Source organism: Elongatibacter sediminis (genome assembly GCF_037892215.1).
In the GTDB taxonomy this organism is placed as follows: domain Bacteria; phylum Pseudomonadota; class Gammaproteobacteria; order Xanthomonadales; family SZUA-36; genus Elongatibacter; species Elongatibacter sediminis.
In genome coordinates, this window is sequence record NZ_JAZHOG010000010.1 from 146,156 (window position 1) to 167,869 (window position 21,714).

The 21,714-nt window shown below is 62.8% G+C and carries 17 protein-coding genes; 5 read left to right on the plus strand and 12 right to left on the minus strand.

The window, feature by feature from the left end; translation table 11 throughout:
• Window position 1: 1 nt before the first annotated feature.
• Both glnD and map read right to left on the minus strand, forming a co-directional pair.
• Window positions 2–2,710 (minus strand): [protein-PII] uridylyltransferase, encoded by a 2,709-nt coding sequence (gene glnD, locus V3330_RS15030; protein WP_354696259.1) that lies wholly within the window; start codon window positions 2,708–2,710, stop codon window positions 2–4.
• Window positions 2,711–2,715: 5 nt separating this feature from the next.
• The gene (map, locus tag V3330_RS15035; RefSeq protein WP_354696325.1) at window positions 2,716–3,483 is read right to left on the minus strand and encodes a type I methionyl aminopeptidase; all 768 of its coding nucleotides are present in this window, start codon (window positions 3,481–3,483) and stop codon (window positions 2,716–2,718) included.
• Between the two features lie 187 nt (window positions 3,484–3,670).
• Here map and V3330_RS15040 point away from each other — a divergent pair, with 187 nt between their 5' ends.
• From V3330_RS15040 to prmC, 3 genes are read left to right on the plus strand one after another with little or no spacing between them, the layout of a single operon-like run.
• Window positions 3,671–4,894: an efflux RND transporter periplasmic adaptor subunit gene (locus V3330_RS15040; RefSeq protein ID WP_354696260.1), complete on the plus strand. Its 1,224-nt coding sequence runs from the start codon at window positions 3,671–3,673 to the stop codon at window positions 4,892–4,894.
• Window positions 4,891–8,061 carry an efflux RND transporter permease subunit gene (locus tag V3330_RS15045; protein WP_354696261.1) on the plus strand — a complete coding sequence of 1,057 codons (3,171 nt, stop codon included), beginning with the start codon at window positions 4,891–4,893 and terminating at the stop codon, window positions 8,059–8,061. Before V3330_RS15040 ends, V3330_RS15045 begins: the two co-directional genes overlap by 4 nt.
• 18 nt (window positions 8,062–8,079) lie before the next feature.
• Window positions 8,080–8,910: a peptide chain release factor N(5)-glutamine methyltransferase gene (gene prmC, locus V3330_RS15050; protein WP_354696262.1), complete on the plus strand. Its 831-nt coding sequence runs from the start codon at window positions 8,080–8,082 to the stop codon at window positions 8,908–8,910.
• Window positions 8,911–9,052: 142 nt separating this feature from the next.
• Here prmC and V3330_RS15055 read toward each other — a convergent pair whose 3' ends face one another.
• From V3330_RS15055 to dusA, 10 genes are all read right to left on the minus strand, one after another.
• Window positions 9,053–9,544: a hypothetical protein gene (locus V3330_RS15055; RefSeq protein ID WP_354696263.1), complete on the minus strand. Its 492-nt coding sequence runs from the start codon at window positions 9,542–9,544 to the stop codon at window positions 9,053–9,055.
• A gap of 108 nt (window positions 9,545–9,652) precedes the next feature.
• Window positions 9,653–10,684 carry an IPTL-CTERM sorting domain-containing protein gene (locus V3330_RS15060; protein WP_354696264.1) on the minus strand — a complete coding sequence of 344 codons (1,032 nt, stop codon included), beginning with the start codon at window positions 10,682–10,684 and terminating at the stop codon, window positions 9,653–9,655.
• 234 nt (window positions 10,685–10,918) lie between these two features.
• Window positions 10,919–11,725 (minus strand): IPTL-CTERM sorting domain-containing protein, encoded by an 807-nt coding sequence (locus V3330_RS15065; RefSeq protein WP_354696265.1) that lies wholly within the window; start codon window positions 11,723–11,725, stop codon window positions 10,919–10,921.
• Window positions 11,726–12,005: 280 nt separating this feature from the next.
• Window positions 12,006–13,370: a DNA recombination protein RmuC gene (locus V3330_RS15070; RefSeq protein ID WP_354696266.1), complete on the minus strand. Its 1,365-nt coding sequence runs from the start codon at window positions 13,368–13,370 to the stop codon at window positions 12,006–12,008.
• Window positions 13,363–14,157: a nucleoside triphosphate pyrophosphohydrolase gene (gene mazG / locus V3330_RS15075; RefSeq protein ID WP_354696267.1), complete on the minus strand. Its 795-nt coding sequence runs from the start codon at window positions 14,155–14,157 to the stop codon at window positions 13,363–13,365. Before mazG ends, V3330_RS15070 begins: the two co-directional genes overlap by 8 nt.
• An 18-nt stretch (window positions 14,158–14,175) precedes the next feature.
• Window positions 14,176–15,513 (minus strand): ATP-binding protein, encoded by a 1,338-nt coding sequence (locus V3330_RS15080; RefSeq protein ID WP_354696268.1) that lies wholly within the window; start codon window positions 15,511–15,513, stop codon window positions 14,176–14,178.
• 46 nt (window positions 15,514–15,559) lie between these two features.
• A complete protein-coding gene (locus tag V3330_RS15085) occupies window positions 15,560–16,246 on the minus strand; it encodes a response regulator transcription factor (protein ID WP_354696269.1) in 687 nt (228 codons plus the stop codon).
• Window position 16,247: 1 nt separating this feature from the next.
• A complete protein-coding gene (locus V3330_RS15090) occupies window positions 16,248–16,487 on the minus strand; it encodes a hypothetical protein (RefSeq protein ID WP_354696270.1) in 240 nt (79 codons plus the stop codon).
• Window positions 16,488–16,552: 65 nt separating this feature from the next.
• Window positions 16,553–17,467, minus strand: coding sequence for an arginine deiminase-related protein (locus V3330_RS15095; RefSeq protein WP_354696271.1), 915 nt, complete (start codon window positions 17,465–17,467; stop codon window positions 16,553–16,555).
• A complete protein-coding gene (gene dusA, locus V3330_RS15100; protein ID WP_354696272.1) occupies window positions 17,467–18,489 on the minus strand; it encodes a tRNA dihydrouridine(20/20a) synthase DusA in 1,023 nt (340 codons plus the stop codon). The genes V3330_RS15095 and dusA overlap by 1 nt, the downstream gene beginning before the upstream one ends.
• 197 nt (window positions 18,490–18,686) lie before the next feature.
• On the opposite strand from dusA, the gene V3330_RS15105 reads away from it, so the two are divergent.
• Window positions 18,687–20,006 carry an ATP-binding cassette domain-containing protein gene (locus V3330_RS15105; protein ID WP_354696273.1) on the plus strand — a complete coding sequence of 440 codons (1,320 nt, stop codon included), beginning with the start codon at window positions 18,687–18,689 and terminating at the stop codon, window positions 20,004–20,006.
• A gap of 92 nt (window positions 20,007–20,098) precedes the next feature.
• Window positions 20,099–21,712: an electron transfer flavoprotein-ubiquinone oxidoreductase gene (locus V3330_RS15110; protein ID WP_354696274.1), complete on the plus strand. Its 1,614-nt coding sequence runs from the start codon at window positions 20,099–20,101 to the stop codon at window positions 21,710–21,712.
• Window positions 21,713–21,714 lie beyond the last annotated feature (2 nt).

Genomic DNA, 21,714 nt, shown 5'->3' on the forward strand with positions numbered 1-21,714 from the left:
ATCAATCTTTCTCCAGCGATTTCCGTATTTCGTCGGCCAGGGTCTGGCGCGCTTCCCGGGTCAGGGGTTGGTTGTCGCGGTCACTGACCATGAAGGTATCCTCGACCCGCTCACCGAATGTCGCGATGCGTGCGTCGTGCACCTGCACACCCAGCCTCGACAGGGTGGTCGCGACCTGGGACAACAGTCCGGGCTGATCATTGCATTCGAGTTCCAGCCGCGTGCCGAGTCCGTCCGGGCGGTCTTCGAATCGAATGGAGGGCCCGGTGATGAAATGCTTCAGGCGCCGCGGTATCGCGCGCTGCGCTGGCGGGCGCACCTCGTCCGTCGCGGTGGCGGCTTCGAGACGCTGAATCAACTCGGCGGTGTCCTGCTGGTTCAGAACGCGATTGTGCTGGTCCATCAACTGGAACAGATCGAAGCTGCGGCCATTTTTGGTGGTGAGGATTCGCGCCGCCATGACGTTCAGACCCATGTCGTCCAGTACCGAGGTGATGGAGGCGAACAGGCCCTCGGTGTCGGGAACGCACACCAGCAGTTCGGACACGCCGTGCGGCTGCACACCCCGCACCGCGATCTGCAGTTCCGGATCGGGGCTGCGGAGCACCTCGCTCGTGGCCCAGACCAGTTGATCCACGGTCAGTCGCAGGAAGGCGTTTTCGGGCAGGGTGCGCCAGATTTTCCGGATCGCCGCCGGCGACACTTCCCGCCGCAGCAGCCGGCTCAGCGCGCCCGATCGCGTTTCACGGATCGCCGTCGCTCGCTTCATGGGATTATCGAGGCCGCGGCGCAGCGCCGCACCGGCCTGCAGGTAAAGATCCCACAGCAGCCCGTTCTTCCAACTGTTCCACAACTTCGGGTTGGTGGCCGCGATATCAGCCACCGTCAACAGGTACAGGTAGTCCAGGTATCGCGTATTGCCGACGATACCCGCGAATTCCTGGATGACCGCCGGATCGGTCAGGTCCTTGCGCTGGGCGGTGCGTGACATCAGCAGGTGCTGCTGTACCAGCCAGGCGATCATTTCCGCATCACCCGTATCGATCTCCAGCTTGTCGCAGAATTCCCGTGCGTCGACGGCGCCGAGCTCCGAATGATCGCCGCCGCGACCCTTGGCGATATCGTGAAACAGCGCGGCCAGGTAGAGGAGTTCCGGCCGCGCGATGCGCTGGAATACCGACTGCACGTGCGGAAAGCGCTCGCGGTACTTGCCATAAGCGAAACGGCGCAGATTGCGCACCACGAACAAGGTGTGCTGATCGACGGTATAGACGTGAAACAGGTCGTACTGCATCCGCCCCACGATGTTGCCAAAAGCCGGAATGAACTCGGCCAGCAGACCGTAACGGTTCATGCGCTGGAGTTGGGTGTAAACGCCTTCGGGCTGGCGCAGCAAGTCGAGAAAAAAGTCGCTGACGGTGGGGTCCGCGCGGAACGCGTCGTCCACCAGGTACAGGTTGTCGCGGACCAGGCGAATGGTCGAGGCCGTGACTCCGCGGAGATCCTCGTGGCGGGCCAGCTGCAGGAACATCTCCATCAGTGCGGCGGGCCGGCGCAGGAACACGCCCTCGTCGCGGGTCTCCAGAAATCCGTGGCGCACCTGGAACTCGTCGCCCAGCGGCCGGATCGGCTCTTCACCGGTAAACAACAGGGCTTCCTGGAACAACTGCAGCAGGCGCTCGTTGAGGCGCTCGAGTTGCATGACCGTGCGGTAATAGGCCTGCATGAATTTCTCGACACCCAGGCTGTACTCGGAATCGCTGTAGCCAAAGCGCTGGGCGATATCCCGCTGAAAGTCGAACAACAGTCGATCCTCGGCACGCCCGGCCAGCCGGTGCAGCGCGAAGCGGACCCGCCACAGGAAACTCTGGGCGTTGACCAGGTCGGTGTGTTCGTTTTCGGTCAGAAAACCGTGCTCGACCAGGCCGTGCAGCGTTTGCGCGCCAAAGTGGCGCTTGGCGACCCAGCCAATCATCTGTATGTCACGCAAGCCGCCCGGGCCTTCCTTGATGTTGGGCTCGAGGTTGTAGGCGGTTTCGTGGAAGCGCGCGTGCCGTTCCTGCTGCTCTTCGAACTTCGCCTCGAAGAAGGCGTCGGCCGGCCACAGGGCCGTCGGATCCAGTGACCGCTCGAGCTGCAGGAACAGGGAATCGGGACCGTCCAGCAGGCGGCACTCCATCAACGTGGTGGCGGTGGAAACATCGTCGCGCGCTTCCTCCACGCATTCGCCTACCGTGCGCACGCTGTGGCCGAGGTAAAAGCCGGCATCCCAAAGCAATTGGATGAACGATTCCAGCGGTTCGGCCGGTGGATCGTTCGCAAGGCTGTCGTCGAGCAGGATCAGCAGGTCGACATCGCTGTGCGGATGCAACTCGCCGCGGCCGAATCCCCCCACTGCGATCAGGCACAGCGACTCCAGCCCGGGAACCAGGCGGTGCCAGGCCAGCAGCAGCAATTGCTCCACGACCCAGGCCCGTGCACGCACCAGTTGCACCACGTCCTCGCCGTCCCAGAAACGCCTGGCGAGCCGCTCGTCCGCCTGTTCCAGCGAAGTGCGCAGCAGTTCCCGCAGTTCTTCGATCGAGACCTTTTCCGGGTTCTCGACACCGGCGCGTGGCGGCGCGGCGCGGCAGGCCTCGTCAATGGCCCTCAGGGTGGCGGGATCGAGGCAGCCGCGTGAAGCCTGCGGTGCCGAAAGCCTTTCGTACATGATGCCTAGAGCGGGTCGTCGGGAAGGCGGGTAAGAACGTCGTAACCGTCATCGGTAACAGCGATCGTATGCTCCCATTGCGCCGACAGGCTGCGGTCGCGGGTCACCACCGTCCAGCCATCGGGCAACAGACGTGTATCCCGCCGGCCCAGGTTGATCATCGGCTCGATGGTGAACACCATGCCAGGCACCAGAACCTCACCGGTATCCGGGCGGCCGTAGTGCAGTACCTGCGGGTCTTCGTGGAAGATCCGGCCGATCCCGTGACCGCAATATTCGCGCACCACCGAACAGCCTTCACCCTCGGCATAGGTCTGGATCGCGTGACCGATGTCACCCAGGCGAACGCCCGGCCGCACCAGCTCGATACCGGTGACCATGGCCCGGTGGGCAATGTCGCTGATCCTCTGTCCCTTGATGGTGGGTTTGCCGACCTGGAACATCTTGCTGGTATCACCGTGCCAGCCGTTCTTGATCACGGTGATGTCGATGTTGATGATGTCGCCGTCGCGCAACACCTTGTCACCGGGAATGCCGTGGCAGATCACGTGGTTGACCGAGGTGCAGATGGACTTGGGGAAACCGCGGTAATTCAGCGGCGCCGGAATGGCCTGCTGGGTCTCGGTGATGTATTCGTGGCAGATGCGGTCGAGTTCACCCGTCGTGATGCCGGGTTTCACGTGAGGCCGAATCATGCGCAGCACCTCGCCCGCCAGTTGGCCGGCCACGCGCATCTCTTCGATTTCTTCCTTGCTTTTGAGGGTTATGCCCATTTTCTCGCGTCTTGCGGCCAGATTGCGCAGTTTCTTGAACACCGTGTCACCCGCAACCGTGTCAGCCGCAGTAAATCTCGTATTGTACATGCCTTTTGCCCTATGACGACCCGGTATGCAACTGTGATAATGATCTGTTGTCAGACTGTGGGGAGCCCGCCATTCTCGCGGGAATCAATAATCGCCAATGAAAAAATTCCTGCGCATTTTCTTGCCCGTGCTGGTGCTCGGCCTCGCGATCGTGGCCTTTGCCGCACTGGTCTCGCTCGGCAAGGGCCGCAATCCCGAACGCAAGGAATCGGGAACCGCAGCGGTGCTGGTCGAAGTCGAGACCGCCCAGGTTCAATCGCTGAACCTCACGGTGGTCTCCCAGGGCGCCGTGCGCCCGCGTACCGAGACGGTACTGGTGCCTGAGGTTTCCGGCCGCATCGTGAACGTGTCGCCCAACTTCGTCGCCGGCGGTTTCTTTCGTGGCGGCGAGGTGCTGCTGCAGATCGACCCCAGCGACTACGAAGCCGCGCTCAAGCGGGCCGAGGCCAACCTGGCGTCGCGCCAGGCCCAGTATGCGGATCAGAAAGCGCGGTCCGAACAGGCCCTGCGCGACTGGCAGAACCTCGGACGGGAAGGCGAGCCATCGGACCTGACGCTGCGCAAGCCTCAACTCGCCGAGGCCCTGGCCGGCGTGCTGGCCGCCGAAGCCGATCTGCAGAAAGCCCGGCGCGACCTGGAACGCACGCGAATCCGTCTGCCTTACGACGGACTGGTGCGGGCCAAGCAGGTGGATATTGGCCAATACGTTTCACCGGGCACCAGCCTGGGGGTGACCTTTGCCATCGATACCGCGGAAATCCGCCTGCCGCTGACCAGCCGTGACCTGGCGTTTCTCAAGTTGCCAGCGGCCACGGGAGGCGATAGCGAAAGCCGCCCGCAGGTGCGTCTGAGCGCTGAGAGCAGCGGGGTAAACGGGGAGTGGCACGCGGAAATCATCCGAACCGAGGGCGTCATCGACGAGACGAGCCGCGTGGTTTACGCGGTCGCGCAGGTCGTCGACCCCTACGGCGTTCTCGGCATCAGCGACCAGCAGGTCCTGCGGGTCGGCACCTTTGTGCGTGCGGAAATCGAGGGCATTCCCGCGGACAACGTGGTGGTGCTGCCACGCGCCGTATTGCGCACCAATGACACGGTGCTGATCGCCAACGAGTCGAACGAACTCGAAATTCGCCCGGTCGACCTGCTGCGGTCCGAAGCCGATCACATCTACGTTCGCGGCGGCATCCGTGACGGTGAGCGGGTCATCAGCACACCGATGAGTGCACCGATTCCCGGGATGCGGCTTGCCCTGACCAGCGACGAAACACCCGGAGCGCCGTCCGACCAGGCCTCACTGGCAGACGCAAAGGCCGATCAGTGAAGCCCGCCGGCAACAGTCCCTTCGAAGCCCTGATTGCCTGGTTCGCCAACAACCCGGTCGCGGCCAACCTTTTGATGGGCATACTCATTGCGGGCGGCCTGTACAGCGCATTCACGATCAAGAAGGAAACCCAGCCCCGGGTGGAGACCAACTTCATCTCCGTTGTCGTGCCATTCCTGGGCGCCACTCCGGAAGATGTCGAGGAAGGCGCGGTCATCAAGATCGAAGAGGCCATCCAGGATATCGAAGGCATCGAGGAAATCGTTTCCACCGCCACCCGGGGCAGTGGGTCGGTACAGATCGAGGTGCATGCGGACTACGAAGTCACCGACGTGATGGACCAGGTGAAAAACCGCGTCGACGCGATCTCCACCTTTCCGGACAACACCGAGAAACCGATCATCTCGCGCACCACTTTCGAACAGCAGGTGTTGATGGTATCGGTGTACGGCGACGTCAATGAGCGCACCCTCAAGGAATACGCCAAGCGGGTCCGGAACGACATCGTCACCCTGCCCGGCGTGACGCGGGCTGAAATCCTGGGGTCGCGCCCGTACGAGATCAGCATCGAGGTCAGCGAATTCGACCTGCAGGCCTACGAACTGACCCTGGTCGACGTGGCCAATGCGGTCCGCCGCGGTTCGCTCGACCTGTCGGCGGGCTCGATCCGGTCCGATGCCGGTGACGTGCTGGTACGGACCAAGGGACAGGCCTACACCGGCGCCGATTTCGAAGAAATCGTGGTGCGCACCAATCCGGATGGCACCCGTCTGCTGCTGCGCGACATTGCGGACATCGATGACGGCTTCGTCGAAACCGAACGTTTTTCCGAATACAACAGCAAACCGGCCATCACCATCCAGGTGCTATCGGTGGGCGACCAGAGCGAACTGGACATCGCCAAAACCGTTCGCCAGTACGTCGAGCGCCAGAAGGCGTCGCTGCCGGCCGATCTGCAGGTGGCAGCCTGGGCCGATACCAGCTACTACCTGGAAGGCCGCCTGGACTTGATGATCAAGAACCTGGTCATGGGCGCAGCCCTGGTGTTCCTGATTCTGGCCCTGTTCCTCCGGCTGAAGCTCGCTTTCTGGGTGATGGTCGGCTTGCCGGTGGCTTTTCTGGGCACGTTTTTCCTGATGCCGACCCTGGACGTGTCGGTGAACATGCTGAGCCTGTTCGGCTTCATCCTGGTGCTGGGCATCGTGGTGGACGATGCCATCATCATCGGCGAAAGCGCTTATACCAACATGCGTGCCCGCGGCCATTCCGTGGATCACATCGTCGAGGGGGTGCTGCACGTGGCAGTGCCCGCGACGTTCGGCGTACTGACCACCATTGCCGCCTTTCTGCCCATTTTGTTGATCTCCGGCGTGACCGGTCAGTTTTTCGCCGCGATCGGCTGGGTCGTCATTCTGTGCCTGGTGTTTTCGCTGGTCGAATCGAAACTCATCCTGCCGGCCCACCTGGCGCACATGAAAGTCCGCCATTACTCGCAGGACACGCACAACGTATTCATTCGCTTCCAGCGCTTTTTCAGCGAAGGTCTGCACCATTTTGTCGACCGGGTATACGCGCCCGCACTACGGGCCGCGTTGCGGCGGCGCTACCTGACCCTGTCGATCTTCGTCGCAACGCTGATTCTGTCCATTGGATTGCTGATGGGCGGGATTCTGCGTTTCGTGTTCTTTCCCGACATCACCGCGGATTTCCTGCAGGTAACCGTGGAAATGAATGAAGGCACACCGCCGGCGCAAACGCACGATGCCCTGCACCGGGTGCAGCAGGGGCTGTGGGAGGTCGATCGCAAGGTCAGTGAGGAACAGGGTGTGGAATCCGGCGCGGTGGTCTCCAGTGTCGTGGCCTTTGCCCGCAACGATGTTTCCGGCCTCCTGATCACAGAACTGGTCAAGGAAAATGACGATGTCATTACGGGACCCGAGGTTTTGCGGCGGTGGCGCGAGGAAGTCGGCGACATTCCCGGCGTGAAAACGCTCGGTTTCGAAGGCGCCACCGGAGGGCCGGGCGGAGGACCGCCAATAGCCATCCAGTTGATCGGTTCGGACATACAGCAGGTGGCTCGCGCCGCCAGGCTCCTCGAACAACGGGTGCGTGAGTACGAAGGCGTTTACGACGTGCGCAACACCCATGAGCGCGGGACACCGGAAATCAAGCTCAACATCAAGCCCGAGGCCGAGGCCCTGGGCCTGTCGCTGGCCGACCTGGCGCGGCAACTCCGGGCCGGTTTCTACGGTGAGGAAGTGCAGCGAATTCAGCGCGGCCAGGACGAGGTGAAGGTCATGGTGCGCTACCCGGAAGACGAGCGCGATTCGGTGGGCTATCTCGACAACGTCCGGATCCGGACGCCCGACGGCGGTCGCGTGCCGTTTCATGCGGTGGCCGAAATCGAGATGACCGAAAGCCCCACGAGAATCCGCCGTTACGACCGCGAGCGCGCCGTGCAGATATCCGCCCGGGTGGACAAGGACAACTACGAACCGGGGCAGATCAACCGGGACATCATCACGCGCGTATTGCCGGGCATCCTGGCGCAGTTTCCCGGTGTCCGCCACCGCCTGAGCGGTGAAGCGCAAAGCCAGCAGGAGGTTTCCGGCGACCTCCTCAAGGGCGCGGCCCTCGCCCTGTTCCTGATATACGCCCTGATGGCGATCCCGCTCAAGTCCTACGGCCAGCCGCTGATCATCATGTCGGTCATACCGTTCGGCGCAATCGGCGCCCTGGTCGGGCACCTGTTGCTGGGCATCGAGGTCAGCGTGCTGAGCTTTTTCGGCATCATCGCACTGTCGGGAGTCGTCGTGAACGACAGCCTGATCCTGGTTGATTTCATCAACCGGGAGCGCGCGGCGGGCGTGCCGCTGGAGCAGGCCGTACTCGATGCCGCGCGCAAGCGTTTCCGGGCCATCCTGCTGACTTCGCTGACGACATTCTTCGGGCTCATCCCCATCGTCATGGAGACCAGCCTGCAGGCTCAACTGGTCATTCCCATGGCCACATCGCTGGCGTTCGGCATCCTGTTCGCGACGGTGATCACCCTGTTCCTGATTCCCTCGCTCTACACGATCATTTCCGATTTCAAGCGATGGGGCCGGACGGCCTGGCGCCACCTCGTACCCGCCCGCTCCGGAGCAAGGGCTGCACCCGATGCCTGAGCGGCCGGGCCGAAACCGATGACCATTCGCGACCTGCTGGATCTGGCACGTGGCAAACTCGCCGCCTCGGACAGTGCAGGCATCGATGCGGAATTGCTGCTGGGCCATGCGCTGGAGGTCAAGCGTTCATTCCTGTACGCCAATCCAGGCCTGGATGTTCCGGCCAGGCGTCGCAGTCGCTTCCTGGAACTGGTGCGGCGGCGCCAACAGGGAGAACCCATTGCCTACCTGATCGGCCGGCGGCCGTTCTGGACCCTGGACCTCGAGGTTACCCCCGACGTGTTGATTCCACGTCCGGAAACCGAACTGCTGGTGGAATGCGCGTTGGAACGTCTACCGGCCGCCTCGTCCCGCCGGGTGGCGGACCTGGGTACCGGCAGCGGTGCCATCGCACTGGCCATCGCCCGGGAACGGCCGGCCTGCGAGGTACATGCCACGGATTGCAGCAAGGCGGCACTGGCCCTGGCCCAACGCAACGCCCGGCGTCACGGACTCGACCGCGTCTGCTTTCATGCCGGAAACTGGGCGGAGCCGCTGAACGGATCCTTCGATCTCATCGTCAGCAATCCACCCTATGTCGCCCGGGACGATGCGCATCTGAGCACCGGCGACTGCCGATTCGAGCCGGAAATGGCACTGACGCCCGGCCAGAGCGGGATGGAAGCGTTCGTGGAAATCACCGCGACGGCCGGCGCACGATTGCAGGCCGGCGGCTGGTTGCTGCTGGAACACGGTTTCGATCAGGCGGAGGCGTTGCAGGCGCTATTGGATCAGCACCACTACCGGGAGATTCAGTGCGTGAAGGATCTGGCGGGCCATGACCGGGTGTGCATCGCCCGAAAACATTGATTGCGGACGAATTTTCCACCCCTGAAAACCAAAACAGACCGGCATTCCGCCGGTCTGTTGGTTCTTACGCCCTGTGTTATGGTGTCACTATACACACTCCGTCAAGGTATGTCAATTTACGTCAACCCTTCGGCAGCCCGGATCACAGGCGCGTGTGTCGATGGACCGCCGCCAGACCGGCGCCCAACATGACGGCGATCATCATGACCAGACCGTAACGGTTCAACATATCGATGCGTTTGACGACCTTGGTGTTGACCAGGGTGCATTCGGCGCCACGCCCGGGCACGACCAGCAGGTCCCGGCAATCCTCCATATCAGCCACGAAGGTGTCGCGCTCAACTTCGAGCACCGAGCACAGGATGCCCTCGTCGGGGACGGAGGAAAGCAGCCAGGCTTCCGGCCGGTCGCGGTGCACCCGGAGAGGTGGCAACCGAACGTCGTTCTCGCAGAGCAGGTGCGCCTCCACGGCCTCCTCGTTTCCGCTGGCACCAATCCACTTCTTGTACACGAGTATTTCGGCGGTCTCGCCCGACGGTGTGCCTGACTGCGCGACCAGATCGACCGGGATGGCGTACAGCAGCAACAGGAGAACAGCCGCCGTCAGGCGCAGGAATCGTGGATAGGCTCGCATGGTAGGCAAGTTTATTGCACTGTCAAAAAAAAATCCCCGCGGCACGCAGCCACGGGGATTTTTCCTGACTTCATGCCGGCCCGCTCACGCGGACTCGGGCATCAGTGATCAGGCAAACCGGCGGAAGCCGACAAAGCCGACGCCAGCCATCAGCAGAACCAGGATGGCCAAGCCGTACTGACTCAGGGTCGGAATGCCTTCGAAGAACACCGTGTTGACGATGGTGCAGCTCACGTCGTTGCCCACGTCGATATCGATGCTTCCGCAGTTGTTGTCCACTTCAACGGCGCTGTCGAAAACGGTTTCAAACACCTGGCAGTTGTTGCTACCGAAGGAGTCCGGACGTACTTCGGCGATGAAGGTCTCATCGGCCGATCCGTTCCAATTCCAGAAAACAAGGCCTGCACCCACGGTCGCCAGCGGGTCTGCGATGTTTTTGATGTGACCCCCGTTATTGGCGGAAACGATCGGGCCGTCGCAAACCAGTGAGACTCTGTAGTCGGTGCTGACGCCATTGAGGTGTTCGCCTTCGATGACCCAGTCCTTTGTGATGCTGACTTCGACCGGATCCGGGTAGTTGATGACGAGGCAGAACAGATCGCCTTCTGCATTTTCTTCGTTGGGCACGTCCTCGAAGAAGCAACCCTCGTCGCTGAGGCCAAAGCCCTGCTGACCTTCGCCTGCCTGGGCGTCGGCGAGTGACAACGGCAGTTCTTCGGTGGTGCGGCCGAAGAAGTACAGCGGCGTGTAGCCCGCCGGAGCGCTTTCGGTCACGTCGCAGTCCATTTCGCCCTCGTCAAAATCGGTGACCACGAAGTCAACGTAGTCCGAGGCGCTGATCAGCGGCGCGATGGATTTCGTCTGGTTGAGGGGCAAACCGGTATTGCAACTCAGGGTCACGTCCACTTCACCGGGATTGCCATCGGTAAACAGTTTGCCCACAAAGAACGTCGCGCGGGTCTGAGACTGCGCCAGCGCCAGTCCCGGCAACAAGAGAAGAGCGAGCAGTACGATAGATGCGCGTTTCAACATGATGTATTTCTCCAATCCCTCGACCAGACTCAACCGTGACAGGGTGGTCAGCCGCAACAGGTGTGTACCCAGTTCAAAATAAATGTTGGGCAGCCAGGCTATCTGCATTGCCTTGTCCGCCAACCCGGTTCTCGGTTTGTCTGGCCCCACGCGCCGCGCATTCTGACGCAATCCGGACACAAGCCCCCGATTAGCCATATTATGCGCACACCGTCAATTTATGTCAATTTCAATCATCAATCATCGAACACAAATTTTCAGCCACAAAAAAAACCCGCGGTCGAGACCGCGGGGTTTTTCGGATCACGAATGCGCCCGCCGATGGCAGGCGCGATTCATGGATCAGACAAAGCGACGGAATCCTACAAATCCAACACCCGCCATCAGCAGGGCCATGATGGCCAGGCCGTAGTGGCTCAGGGTCGGGATGCCTTCGTAGAACACGGTGTTGGTGACCGTGCACGAGTCGCCCTGGCCGATGCCAACGGTCAGGTTCTGACAGCCGGAATCATCGGACTCGATGGCGCTGTCGTAGACGCCTTCGTCGATATCGCAGGTACCGCCTTCCCAGGTCGGACGAACCGAGAAATCGTGGGATCCGTTACCATTGCTGTCCCAGTCATCGGAACCAATGATTTCGATGTTCTCATCGCAGTCGAGATCCAGGTTGAAGGAATCGCTGATCTCGTTGCCGTTGTTGTTGGCGTAGATCCATTCCTTGGTGACCGTGATGGTGACCGGCTCCGGCTCGTTGGTCACGACGCAGAAGTTCTCGTCGGCATCCGCGATGTCGTCGAAGTGGCAACCGGGATTTTCGAGCACGTCGTCAACGTATGAGCTGTCGCTGCCGGAGGCATCGTAGGTCGCGGCGTAGCCGGACAGGCTGCCCTCAACCACCGAGCAGTCCAGTTCTCCGTCATCGAAGTCGACAACGACGAATTCCACGTGCTCCGGGCTTTCCTTGATCATTTTGGTCTGCTCGAGTGGCAGGCCGGTGTTACAGGTGATCGTGACCGCAACTTCACCGGGATTGTTGTCGGTGAAATCCTTGTTCACGTAAAAGGTCGTGCGCGTGCCTTCCTGGGCCCAGGCCATGCCGGGAATCAGAAGAGCCGCCAGTAGTGCAAGAATGGCGCGTTTGGTCGTCATGGGTATCTCCATAATTATTTGTTCCAGCAGATTCATCTTTGTCCGACGAATTCCTGGCTGGTTCAGTCATCTCTCCAAAAAAAAACAGGCAAGCGGCTCAACGTTAACGCCCTCACCTGCTTTTTCTGGCCGGAATGTCACTTTATTGCAGCTCACAGGCTGCTTGCGCTCATTTCCGATCCAGTGTCGATATTGTCCCGATTCAGTAAAGAATTGTCAATGAAATAAACCATTCATGAGGCAGGCGACCTACCACCGGCCGGTGGCCGACTCGGGCGCTTCAGTCTTCCGATCCGGTGGATGGACCGGCATCGGTCAACCCGGGATTCGCCTGTCCGTCCGACTCCCTGGCCCGCTCCAGCAGGCGGCTGTCGAGCTGCTTGGTATGGCGTGCGCCCAACTGGCTGAGCAATTCAGCCTGTCGCAACAGGTTGCCTGCGCCGGTAGACAGTTGACCGAAAGCGTCGTCGTAGGATTTCTGCGCCTGCCGCAGCCGTTCGCCCACGGCACCCAGGTTGTCGACGAATCCGGCGAACTTGTCGTACAGCAACCCGGCCCGGCTGGCGATTTCCAGGGCGTTGGTGTTCTGTTTATGGATCGACCAGACGGACGCGACCGTTCGCAGGGTCGCCAACAGATTGGTCGGCGACACCAGGGCGACCTTGCGCTCGAGCGCGAATGCGGGCAGTTCGGCATCCTGCTGCAAGGCTTCGATCAGGGCCGCCTCGATGGGCACGAACATCAGCACGAAATCCAGGGCCTGAAGCTCCGCAATCTCGGCATAGCGTTTCTCGCCCAGGGACTTGATGTGCTCACGCACGGACCGGACGTGGTCCGCCAGGTGCCCAACCCGCAGCGGCTCCTCCGTCTCCGCCTGGTACCGGGTCCAGGCGTTGAGAGACACTTTGGAGTCCATGATGATGGACCGGCCCTCGGGCAGGTGCAGCACCAGGTCGGGCTGAATCCGCTGACCGGTTTCAGTGGTGACCGACACCTGGGTTGAATACTCGCGGCCCTTTTCGAGTCCGGCCAGGTTCAGCAAGCGTTCGAGTTGCTGCTCACCCCAATTACCCTGGGCCTTGACGCTGGAAGTCAGGGCCCGGGTCAGGTTGGTGGCGTCGTCGTGCAGGCGCACATTGAGCTGTTCGAGTTCCTTGAGCTTGACCTGCAGCACCTGGTGTTGGGCAACTTCCTGCTTGTGGGTTTCGTTCACCGTATTGCGGAATTCGGTGAGCTTTTCCGCCAGCGGCGTGAGCAGGGTGTCGAGTTGTTTGCGGTTGAGATCGGACAGCTTTTCGGAGCGCTCCTCGAATATCTGCCGGGCCAGGCGGTCGAAATGTTCGGCCAGCCGTTTTTCAGCGGCTTCGAGTTGCTGCAATTGTTCGCGAAAATGCGCCTCGCGATCCTCGCCCCGCGACTGCAGAACCGCGCACTGCTGCTCCGCCCGCGCCAGGGCCTCGCGCAATTCCTCGGACTTTTCATCACGGCGGGCCAGTTCCGGCTCCCAGTGAGCCCGTTCGGCACGGGCCGCGCGACGTGACAGCAGCCATCCGATCAGCACCGCGAGCAGCAGCCCGGCCAGCAACCCCACCCACAGACCGGCCAGGGGCGAGGCCACGCCCTGCGCCATCAGCCAGTCATTCATGATTACTCACCCCTTCGTTTTTCTTCGCGCGCACCCACAGGTCTTCCATCTGCCCGAGATCCATCTCATCGAGCGCGGCACGTCCGCCGGCCAGGATTTCCACCTGGCGGAATCGCTTTTCGAACTTGGCGTTGGCGCGGCGCAGCGCACTGCCCGGATCGACCGACAACTTACGGGCCAGGTTCACCACCACGAAAAACAGGTCACCGACTTCATCCTCGACCCGGTCGGCATCGCCGCCGGCCATGGCTTCGCGCACCTCGGCGGTCTCTTCATCGAGCTTGTCCAGAACCGGTTCGGCCGAGGGCCAGTCGAATCCGGCACGGGCCGCGCGCTTCTGAAGTTTCATCGCACGCTGCAATTCGGCCATGCCACGCGGAATCTCGTCCATCAGGCTGGTCGCGCCCCGGTCCGAGCGTTCACGCTCCTTGGCGTGCTCCCAGGCGTCGCGCATGTCGTCGCGGTCACCCGCGGCCTCATTGCCGAACACATGCGGATGGCGCCGCACCATCTTGTCGCAGATCGCGGACACGACGTCACTCCAGGAAAAAGCATTTTGCTCGCTCGCCATCTGGCTGTGGAACACGACCTGCAGAAGCAGATCACCCAGTTCGTCGCGCAGGCCGTCCAGATCGCGACGCTCGATGGCGTCGGCCACTTCGTAAGCCTCCTCGACCGTGTACGGGGCAATGGTTTCGAAGGTCTGCTCGCGGTCCCAGGAGCAACCTTTTTCGGGATCGCGCAGGCGTTGCATGATGTCGAGCAGCGCGCCGATGTCGTTGTTCATACGGTTTCCGGAATCGGTTCAGGTGCCGGGCAGGTCGACCGAGATTTTCGCTCCGCCGAGTTCGCTGTGCCCGATGTCCACCGAGCCACCATAAGCCGTCACCAACTCGAGGACAATGGCCAGGCCCAGGCCGTGTCCGTCGACCCGCTCGTCGCCACGCACGCCGCGTTCGAGCAAGAGGGGCCACTGCACCGGATCGATACCGGGTCCATCGTCCTCCACGCGAACAGCCAGGCCCGGCCGTCCACCCTCGCACGGAATCGAACGCGCGGTGAGCCGTACCCGCCGGGCACCATATTTGAATGCGTTGTCGAGCAGATTGCCCATCAGTTCCATCAGGTCGCGCTCCTCGCCGCAGAACATCGCGTCAGCGTCGATAATCACCTCGGCCTGTATCATTTTCCGGGAATGGACTTTCTCCAGGCTGGCGATGATCCGGCGGACGACCGGCTCCACCGGTTCGGGACGGCCCATGGTTCGCCGCGCCGAAACCGCCGCGCGCTGCAGGCGGGTGGTCACCAGCCGGTTCATTTCCTCGACGGCCTTGCGCAGCGGCGCAGCGGCTGCCTGTTCGCGGGTTTCCAGACCCGCCCGCAGAACCGCCAGCGGTGTCTTCAGACTGTGGGCCAGAGAATCGAGTGCATTCCGATAACGCTCCTGATTGGCTTTCTCCGTGGCCAGCAGCCGATTGACGTTACGGGCCAGCGGCTCCAACTCGGCCGGGTAGGCGCCGTCCAGGGCAGGCGCGTCGCCCGACTCCACCCGGGCCACGTCGCGGGCCACCGCCTGCAGGGGCCGAAACGCCAGGTAGATGGTGGCGACCTGGGCGAGCAGCAGAATCACACCGGCCAGCGCCAGGGTGCGCCACAGTCCGCGCCGGAAGGCGGCGGTCTGGCGCTCCAGTTCACCGGGATCGATGAGCACCGAGACGGTAAAGCGGCGGACTTCTTCGGACTCGAGCTGCCAGCCCACTCCGTATTGAAAAGCGAAATAGGGCCGATTTTGCGAGGGTATCCGGAAGACCGATTCACCGGGCGCCATCGACTGCAGTTCCGGAACCCGCAGCCCCAGGCTGGAAGGCGAGCTCCAGTGATCGTCCACACCGTGCACATGGACGTAAACCCCGGACCCGGGCTGATTCAGTCGCGGGTCTCCCAGGTCCCCGCCGGCGATGACGCTCCCGGACTCGCTGACGTCGATGGCGGCCAGCACCTGGTAAACGTAGGATTCCATGCGATCGCGCAGCCCGGTCACGGCGCTGCGCTGGTTGGCGGTGTCCAGCGCGACCCCCACCAGGCTGAGCGCCAGCACCAGCACGAGGCTGGCGACCAGCGCGAATCGGACCCGCAGAGACACGGCTCCCACCGGGAATCGGGCAGATTGCGCCTTGCGGGGCGGCGCGTCAGTCACCGCCACCCGGCTGCAGCGCCAGCCGATAACCGCGGCCACGCAGCGTTTCGATGGGTTGCAACGTGCCTTCGGGATCGAGTTTGCGGCGCAGTCTCCCGATAAAGACCTCGATCACATTGCTGTCGCGATCGGCATCCTCGTCGTAAATGTGTTCAGCGAGTTCCGACTTGGTCACCACGGCGCCGGGATGCATCACGAGATACTGCAGGACCTTGTACTCATACGTCGTCAAATCGACTTCCGCATCGTCCAGCAGAACTCGCTGGGCGGTGAGATCGACGGTGACGGGACCGAAGCGGACTTCGGGTCGCGCATGGCCGCCCGCCCGCCGCAGCAGCGCGTTGACGCGCGCCATCAATTCTTCGTTGTGGAACGGCTTGGTGACGTAATCGTCGGCCCCGGATTCCAGCCCCTTGACCTTGTCCTGCCAGTCCCCCCGTGCGGTGAGCACGAGAATCGGGAAATCCCGCCCGGCTTCGCGCAGGCGCCGGATCACGTCGAGCCCGGGCAATTCGGGCAGGCCGAGATCAATGATGGCGAGATCGACCGGATACTCCTCGCCGAAAAACAGGCCTTCACGGCCGTCGGCGGAAACATCGACGGCGTAACCCGCTTCGCGCATCAACTCGCTCAGTGTTTCGCGCAGGGCGGGGTCGTCTTCGACGATCAGTACGCGCATCTCAACGGCCCTTGTTCTGCCGAACCGTAACCCGAACCACCTTGACCACGCCTTTGCGAGTCAGCAGTTTGATCACGTGAACTTTGCGTGCGCCCCGCTGCTCGGTGTGCGCCGACAGCACCTTGGCGTCGTAGCGGCGCGCGGCGTCCTGGGCCGCCTGCTCCAGGCTCTGGCCGAACGCCGCCAGCGGCAGCATGACCGCCAGCAGAAACACGCAGGTTTGACGCCTCAGTCCGTTCACCGTCCGAACTCCGATTCAATGTCGCACATTCTAAGGTATGTGGCTGAATGGCTGCTGAACTGCACTCAGTAGATTTCGCCCACCATGCAACGCAGGCTGCCGCCGGCTTTCTCGATTTCATCCAGCGGTGTGGCGCGGATGCGAAATCCCCAGGTCTCCAGCAGGGCCCGGTTGGAGCGGCGCAGGGTGTCCGCCGCTCCCTGGCTCATGAACAGGTCGTTATGGGTCAGGGCGATGCAGTTGCCCGCGAATGCGGCTTTCTCGGCCTCGTCGAGGAAGATGGCGCGCCCTCCGTAGGCGTCCGCGATGGCGCGCGCGACATGGGAATCGGCAATCGAGTGCGTGTGCATCACGCAGGCGCGGCCGGCCAGAACGGACAGGATCACGTTGGTGTGGTATTCACCGGCCGCCAGGTCGAACTGAAACGTGCAGTGCAAACCAAAGGCTTCGTGCATGGCCCTGACCCCGGCATCGTCCACCCGCGCGGTCATGCCGCAGTAGCCGATGTGACGCGGCCGGTCGATGACCAGCACGCCGGTCAGTTCGGCAATGCATTCTTTCTGTGATAGATCGAGGATTGCGTAACCACGGCTCTCGAACCAGGAGCGGATGTCCTGGCGGCCGGCCTCGAGCCGGCGGTTTTCATGCAGCATGCTGCCAACGACCAGGCGCCCCGGCACCGTACCGAAAACATTGTTCGGGAAAACGTCGTCCGGCGTGCGCGGATCGCCCGGAAAGGATTTCACCGGCACGCCGATGTCCCGGATGAGCGACACCAGCTTGATGTACTGCTCGAGCGCGCGATCGGGATCGGTCTCCCGGCCGGTTGCCATGTAGGCATTGTCCTGAGCGGATTCGGCGCTGACGCGGAAATTCACCGGCTCCACCATGAACACCCCCCGCGGGGCCTGCGGGCCATTGGGAACGAGCCGCCCGCTTTCGATGAAGGCGGCAAAATCAGCGGGATCCCGGGTGATCATCAGGCGGCGTCCCGATCGGGCACTCCGACCCCGTCCATCGCATCGCGCGCGCGCTCCAGCAGTTTGCTGTCCGCTTCCGGAAGGTGGGCGTGTTCCGCGATGTAGCGCCGCCATGCGCGAGCACCGGGCTGACCGTGAAACAGTCCCAGCAGATGCCGGCTCACACACTTGACCGGCACCCCGGAAAGAACCTGCCGATCCAGGTAACGGGTCATCGCATCGATCACGGCATCGCGATCCGGCAGCGCCTGGTCGGGGGTCAGCAGTCGCTGGCAGCGCGTCAGCGACCAGGGATCGTGGTAGGCGGCACGCCCCAGCATCACGCCGTCGACGTGTGCCAGGTGAGTGCGCATGTCTTCGGCACCCGTCACTCCGCCATTGAGCAGTATGGTCAATTTCGGGTTTTCCCGTTTGAGCCGGTACACCCAGTCGTAACGCAGTTCCGGAATTTCCCGGTTTTCCTTCGGACTCAAGCCGGACAGCCAGGCCTTGCGTGCGTGCACCGCGAACACGTCCACGCCGGAGCCGGCCACCTCGTGAATGAAATCACTGAAGTAGTTGTAGCTGTCACAGTCATCGACGCCGAGCCGGCACTTCACCGTGACGGGAATTCCAACCGCCGCGCGCATCGCGGCCGCGCATTCGCGGACCCGGACCGGTTCGAGCATCAGGCAGGCCCCGAACCGTCCGCGCTGCACCCGGTCGGACGGACAGCCGATGTTCAGATTGACTTCGTCGAAGCCGCGGGTTTCGGCAATGCGGGCCGAGGTCGCCAGCTCATCCGGCTCGCTGCCACCCAGTTGCAGTGACAGGGGGTGTTCTTCGTCGTTGAAACCGAGCAGGTGCTCCTGGTCTCCGTGCAGTACGGCGCCGGTGGTCACCATCTCCGTATACAGCACGGCGGAGGGCGCCAGCAGACGGTGGAAATACCGGCAATGCCGATCCGTCCAATCCATCATGGGCGCCACACTGAGACGACGATCACTGAAATCCACGGACTGCTTGCTGGTATCGAATTGCATGGTGCTACATCCCTGCTACCCCCTGACTCCCGTGACAGCAGCTGTCACGCGGAATTCCTGCCCGGAATTCCATTGGGTCCCCATTATAAACCCTGGACGCAAACATGCGGCTCCCGCGCGGCTCGCGGCACGGCTTGCGCGCCCTCACCGGCCGGGGCCATACTGCCCCGCATCGAGAAACGGGAGGGACGAACGCAGTGAATGGCGCGGCGCCCATACGGGTCAAGGAACTGAACCACAGCTACGGCAAGGGCAACCTGCGCAAGCAGATCCTGTTCAACGTTTCCACCGAGATTCCCAAAGGCGACATCGTGATCGTCACCGGCCCGTCGGGCTCCGGCAAAACCACCCTGCTCACCCTGGTCGGCGCACTGCGGTCGGCCCAGGATGGCAGCGTGCAGGTCCTCGGCGAGGAACTGCGCGGTGCCCGCAAGTCGACCCTGGAGAAGGTGCGGCGGCAAATCGGTTTCATTTTCCAGCAGCACAACCTGCTCGGCGCCCTGACCGCGCTGCAGAATGTCGAGTTGGGACTGCGCCAGCAGAAATCCGCCAGTCGCGTGCCGATCCGCAGACGCGCCCGCGACATGCTGGCCGCCGTCGGACTCGAAGACCGCATGGACCACAAACCCGGGCAGTTGTCCGGTGGCCAGAGACAGCGGGTCGCTATCGCCCGCGCACTGGTGTCCGAGCCGGGCATTCTGCTGGCCGACGAGCCGACCGCCTCGCTGGACAAGCAGGCCGGCCGCGAAATCGTCGAGCGGATGAAATTCCTCGCGCGCGAGCACGGCACCACGATACTGCTGGTCACCCACGACAACCGGATTCTGGATATCGCCGACCGCATCGTGCACCTGGAAGACGGGCGCCTGTCCACCTTCACCGACGCGGTCATCGCCAATAACCGCCTGATGATGGGCCAATTGGTGACCAACCGCAGCAAGCAGCCCATCGGCCAGGTGGTCGACGGCCTGGACGAGGACGGTTTCGCGGCACTGCTCGGCGACATCACCGACGAATCGCAACGCTTTCTCGAAGCCACCGCGCTGTCCAACGACCGGGCGTTTCAGAGCCTGCTCGAGCAGGGTCTGTTCGCCTTTACACGCAAGCTCGGCCAGTTGCTGAACGCCGACCGCTCCTCGCTGTTCCTGGTCGACCGGTCCGACGACACCCTGTGGCTGCGGATCACCGAAAATTTGCCCGACGAAGAAGTCAGGATTCCGGTGGGATCCGGCATTGCCGGCGCGGTAGCGGCCAGCGGCGAAGCCGAACGAATCGACGACGCCTACACCGATCCGCGCTTCAACCCCGACGTCGACCGCCAGCTTGGCTATCGCACCCGCTCGATCCTGTGCCTGCCCGTGACCAACCGGGATGGAGAAGTGTTCGCCGTCGCCCAGTTGCTGAACCGGCGCGACGGCCTGCCCTTCGACGATCAGGACGAGGTCCGCTACCGCCAGTTTCTGGAATCGCTCGGCCTGATCCTGGAAACGCTGCTGGAGCTGACCACCAAACAGTGAACCGGGGCCGTTTGCTTGAGGCAGCCCCCCCATGAATGGGTATAATGCGGGGTTTGGCACACACTCCAGGAACCGACCGGAAGTCCCGTAAAATGCCTGAATCCGATATGCCCGAACGCGAGATCATGGAATACGACGTGATCGTCGTCGGCGCCGGCCCCTCCGGCCTGGCGTGCGCGATCCGGCTGAAGCAACTCAAGCCCGACCTGGCGGTCGCCGTGATCGAAAAGGGCGCCGAAGTCGGCGCGCACATCCTGTCGGGCGCCGTCATCGAACCCGAGCCGCTGGACCGGCTGATTCCGGATTGGCGCGACGATCCGCCACCCATTTGTGTGCCGGTCGAAAACGACGAGTTGTGGTATCTGACGGCCGACAAGCGCTACCGGCTTCCGACCCCGCCGCAGCAGCGCAATCACGGCAACTTCATCGTCTCACTGGGCGCCCTGTGCGCCTGGCTGGCCCCCAGGGCCGAAGCCCTGGGCGTGGACGTGTTTCCCGGCTACGCCGCTTCCGACGTGGTGATCAACGAGGCCGGCGCCGTCGGCGGCGTGATCATCGGCGACATGGGAGTCGATCGCGAGGGTCAGCCCAAGGACACTTTCGTCCAGGGCATCGAAATCCATGCTCCGGTCACCGTGCTGGGGGAAGGCTGCCGAGGACACCTGTCCAAGCAACTCATTCGCCGCTTCGAGCTGGATGCACAAGCGCAGCCCCAGACCTATGGCATTGGCATGAAGGAACTCTGGCGGGTGGCGCCGGGCAAGTCGAAACCGGGCCTGGTGCAGCACACCGCCGGCTGGCCGCTCGACCCTGCCATTTATGGCGGCAGCTTCATTTACCACCTGGACAAGGACCGGGTCGCCCTGGGCTACGTGGTGGGGCTGGACTACGGCGATCCCGATTTCGTGCCGTTCGAGGCCTTCCAGCAACTCAAGCACCACCCGATGGTGCGCGACCTGCTGGAAGGTGGCGAGATTCTTTCGTCCGGCGCACGCGCCCTCACCGAGGGCGGCTACCAGGCACTGCCGCGCACCGAGATGCCGGGCGCCCTGCTGATCGGCGATTCCGCCGGACTGCTGAACGTGCCCAAGGTCAAGGGCACCCACCAGGCCATCCGCTCCGGCATGCTGGCGGCGGAACATCTGGCCGAATCCGGCAGCCCCGAAGGCTACGACGCCCGCCTGCGTGGTTCGGAAATCGTCAGCGAATTGCACAAGGTGCGGAACATTCGGCCGGCCTTCTACAAGGGCTTCTGGCGCGGCTTCCTCACCTCGGCCATCGAGACCGTGACCCTGGGCAAGCTGCCGCGCACCCTGCCCCTGCACGCGGATCATTCCGCGTTGCACTTCGAGGACCGCTACACGGCGCCCGACCGGGCCTGGCGCGAGCGTGAACTACCGCCCCGGGACCGGCTGGCATCGGTTTATTTCGCCGCGACCGAGCACGACGAGGATCAGCCGGTCCACCTGCAAATCCTCGAACCGGACGTGTGCACCACCCGCTGCACCGAGGAGTACGGCAATCCGTGCACCCGGTTCTGTCCCGCGGCGGTCTACGAAATGGTTGAAGAAGGAGGCAAACAGCGGTTGCAGATCAATTCCGCCAACTGCGTCCACTGCAAGACCTGCGACATCAAGGACCCGTACCAGATCATCAACTGGGTCACGCCTGAAGGCGGCGCCGGACCCAATTACCAGAACCTCTGAGC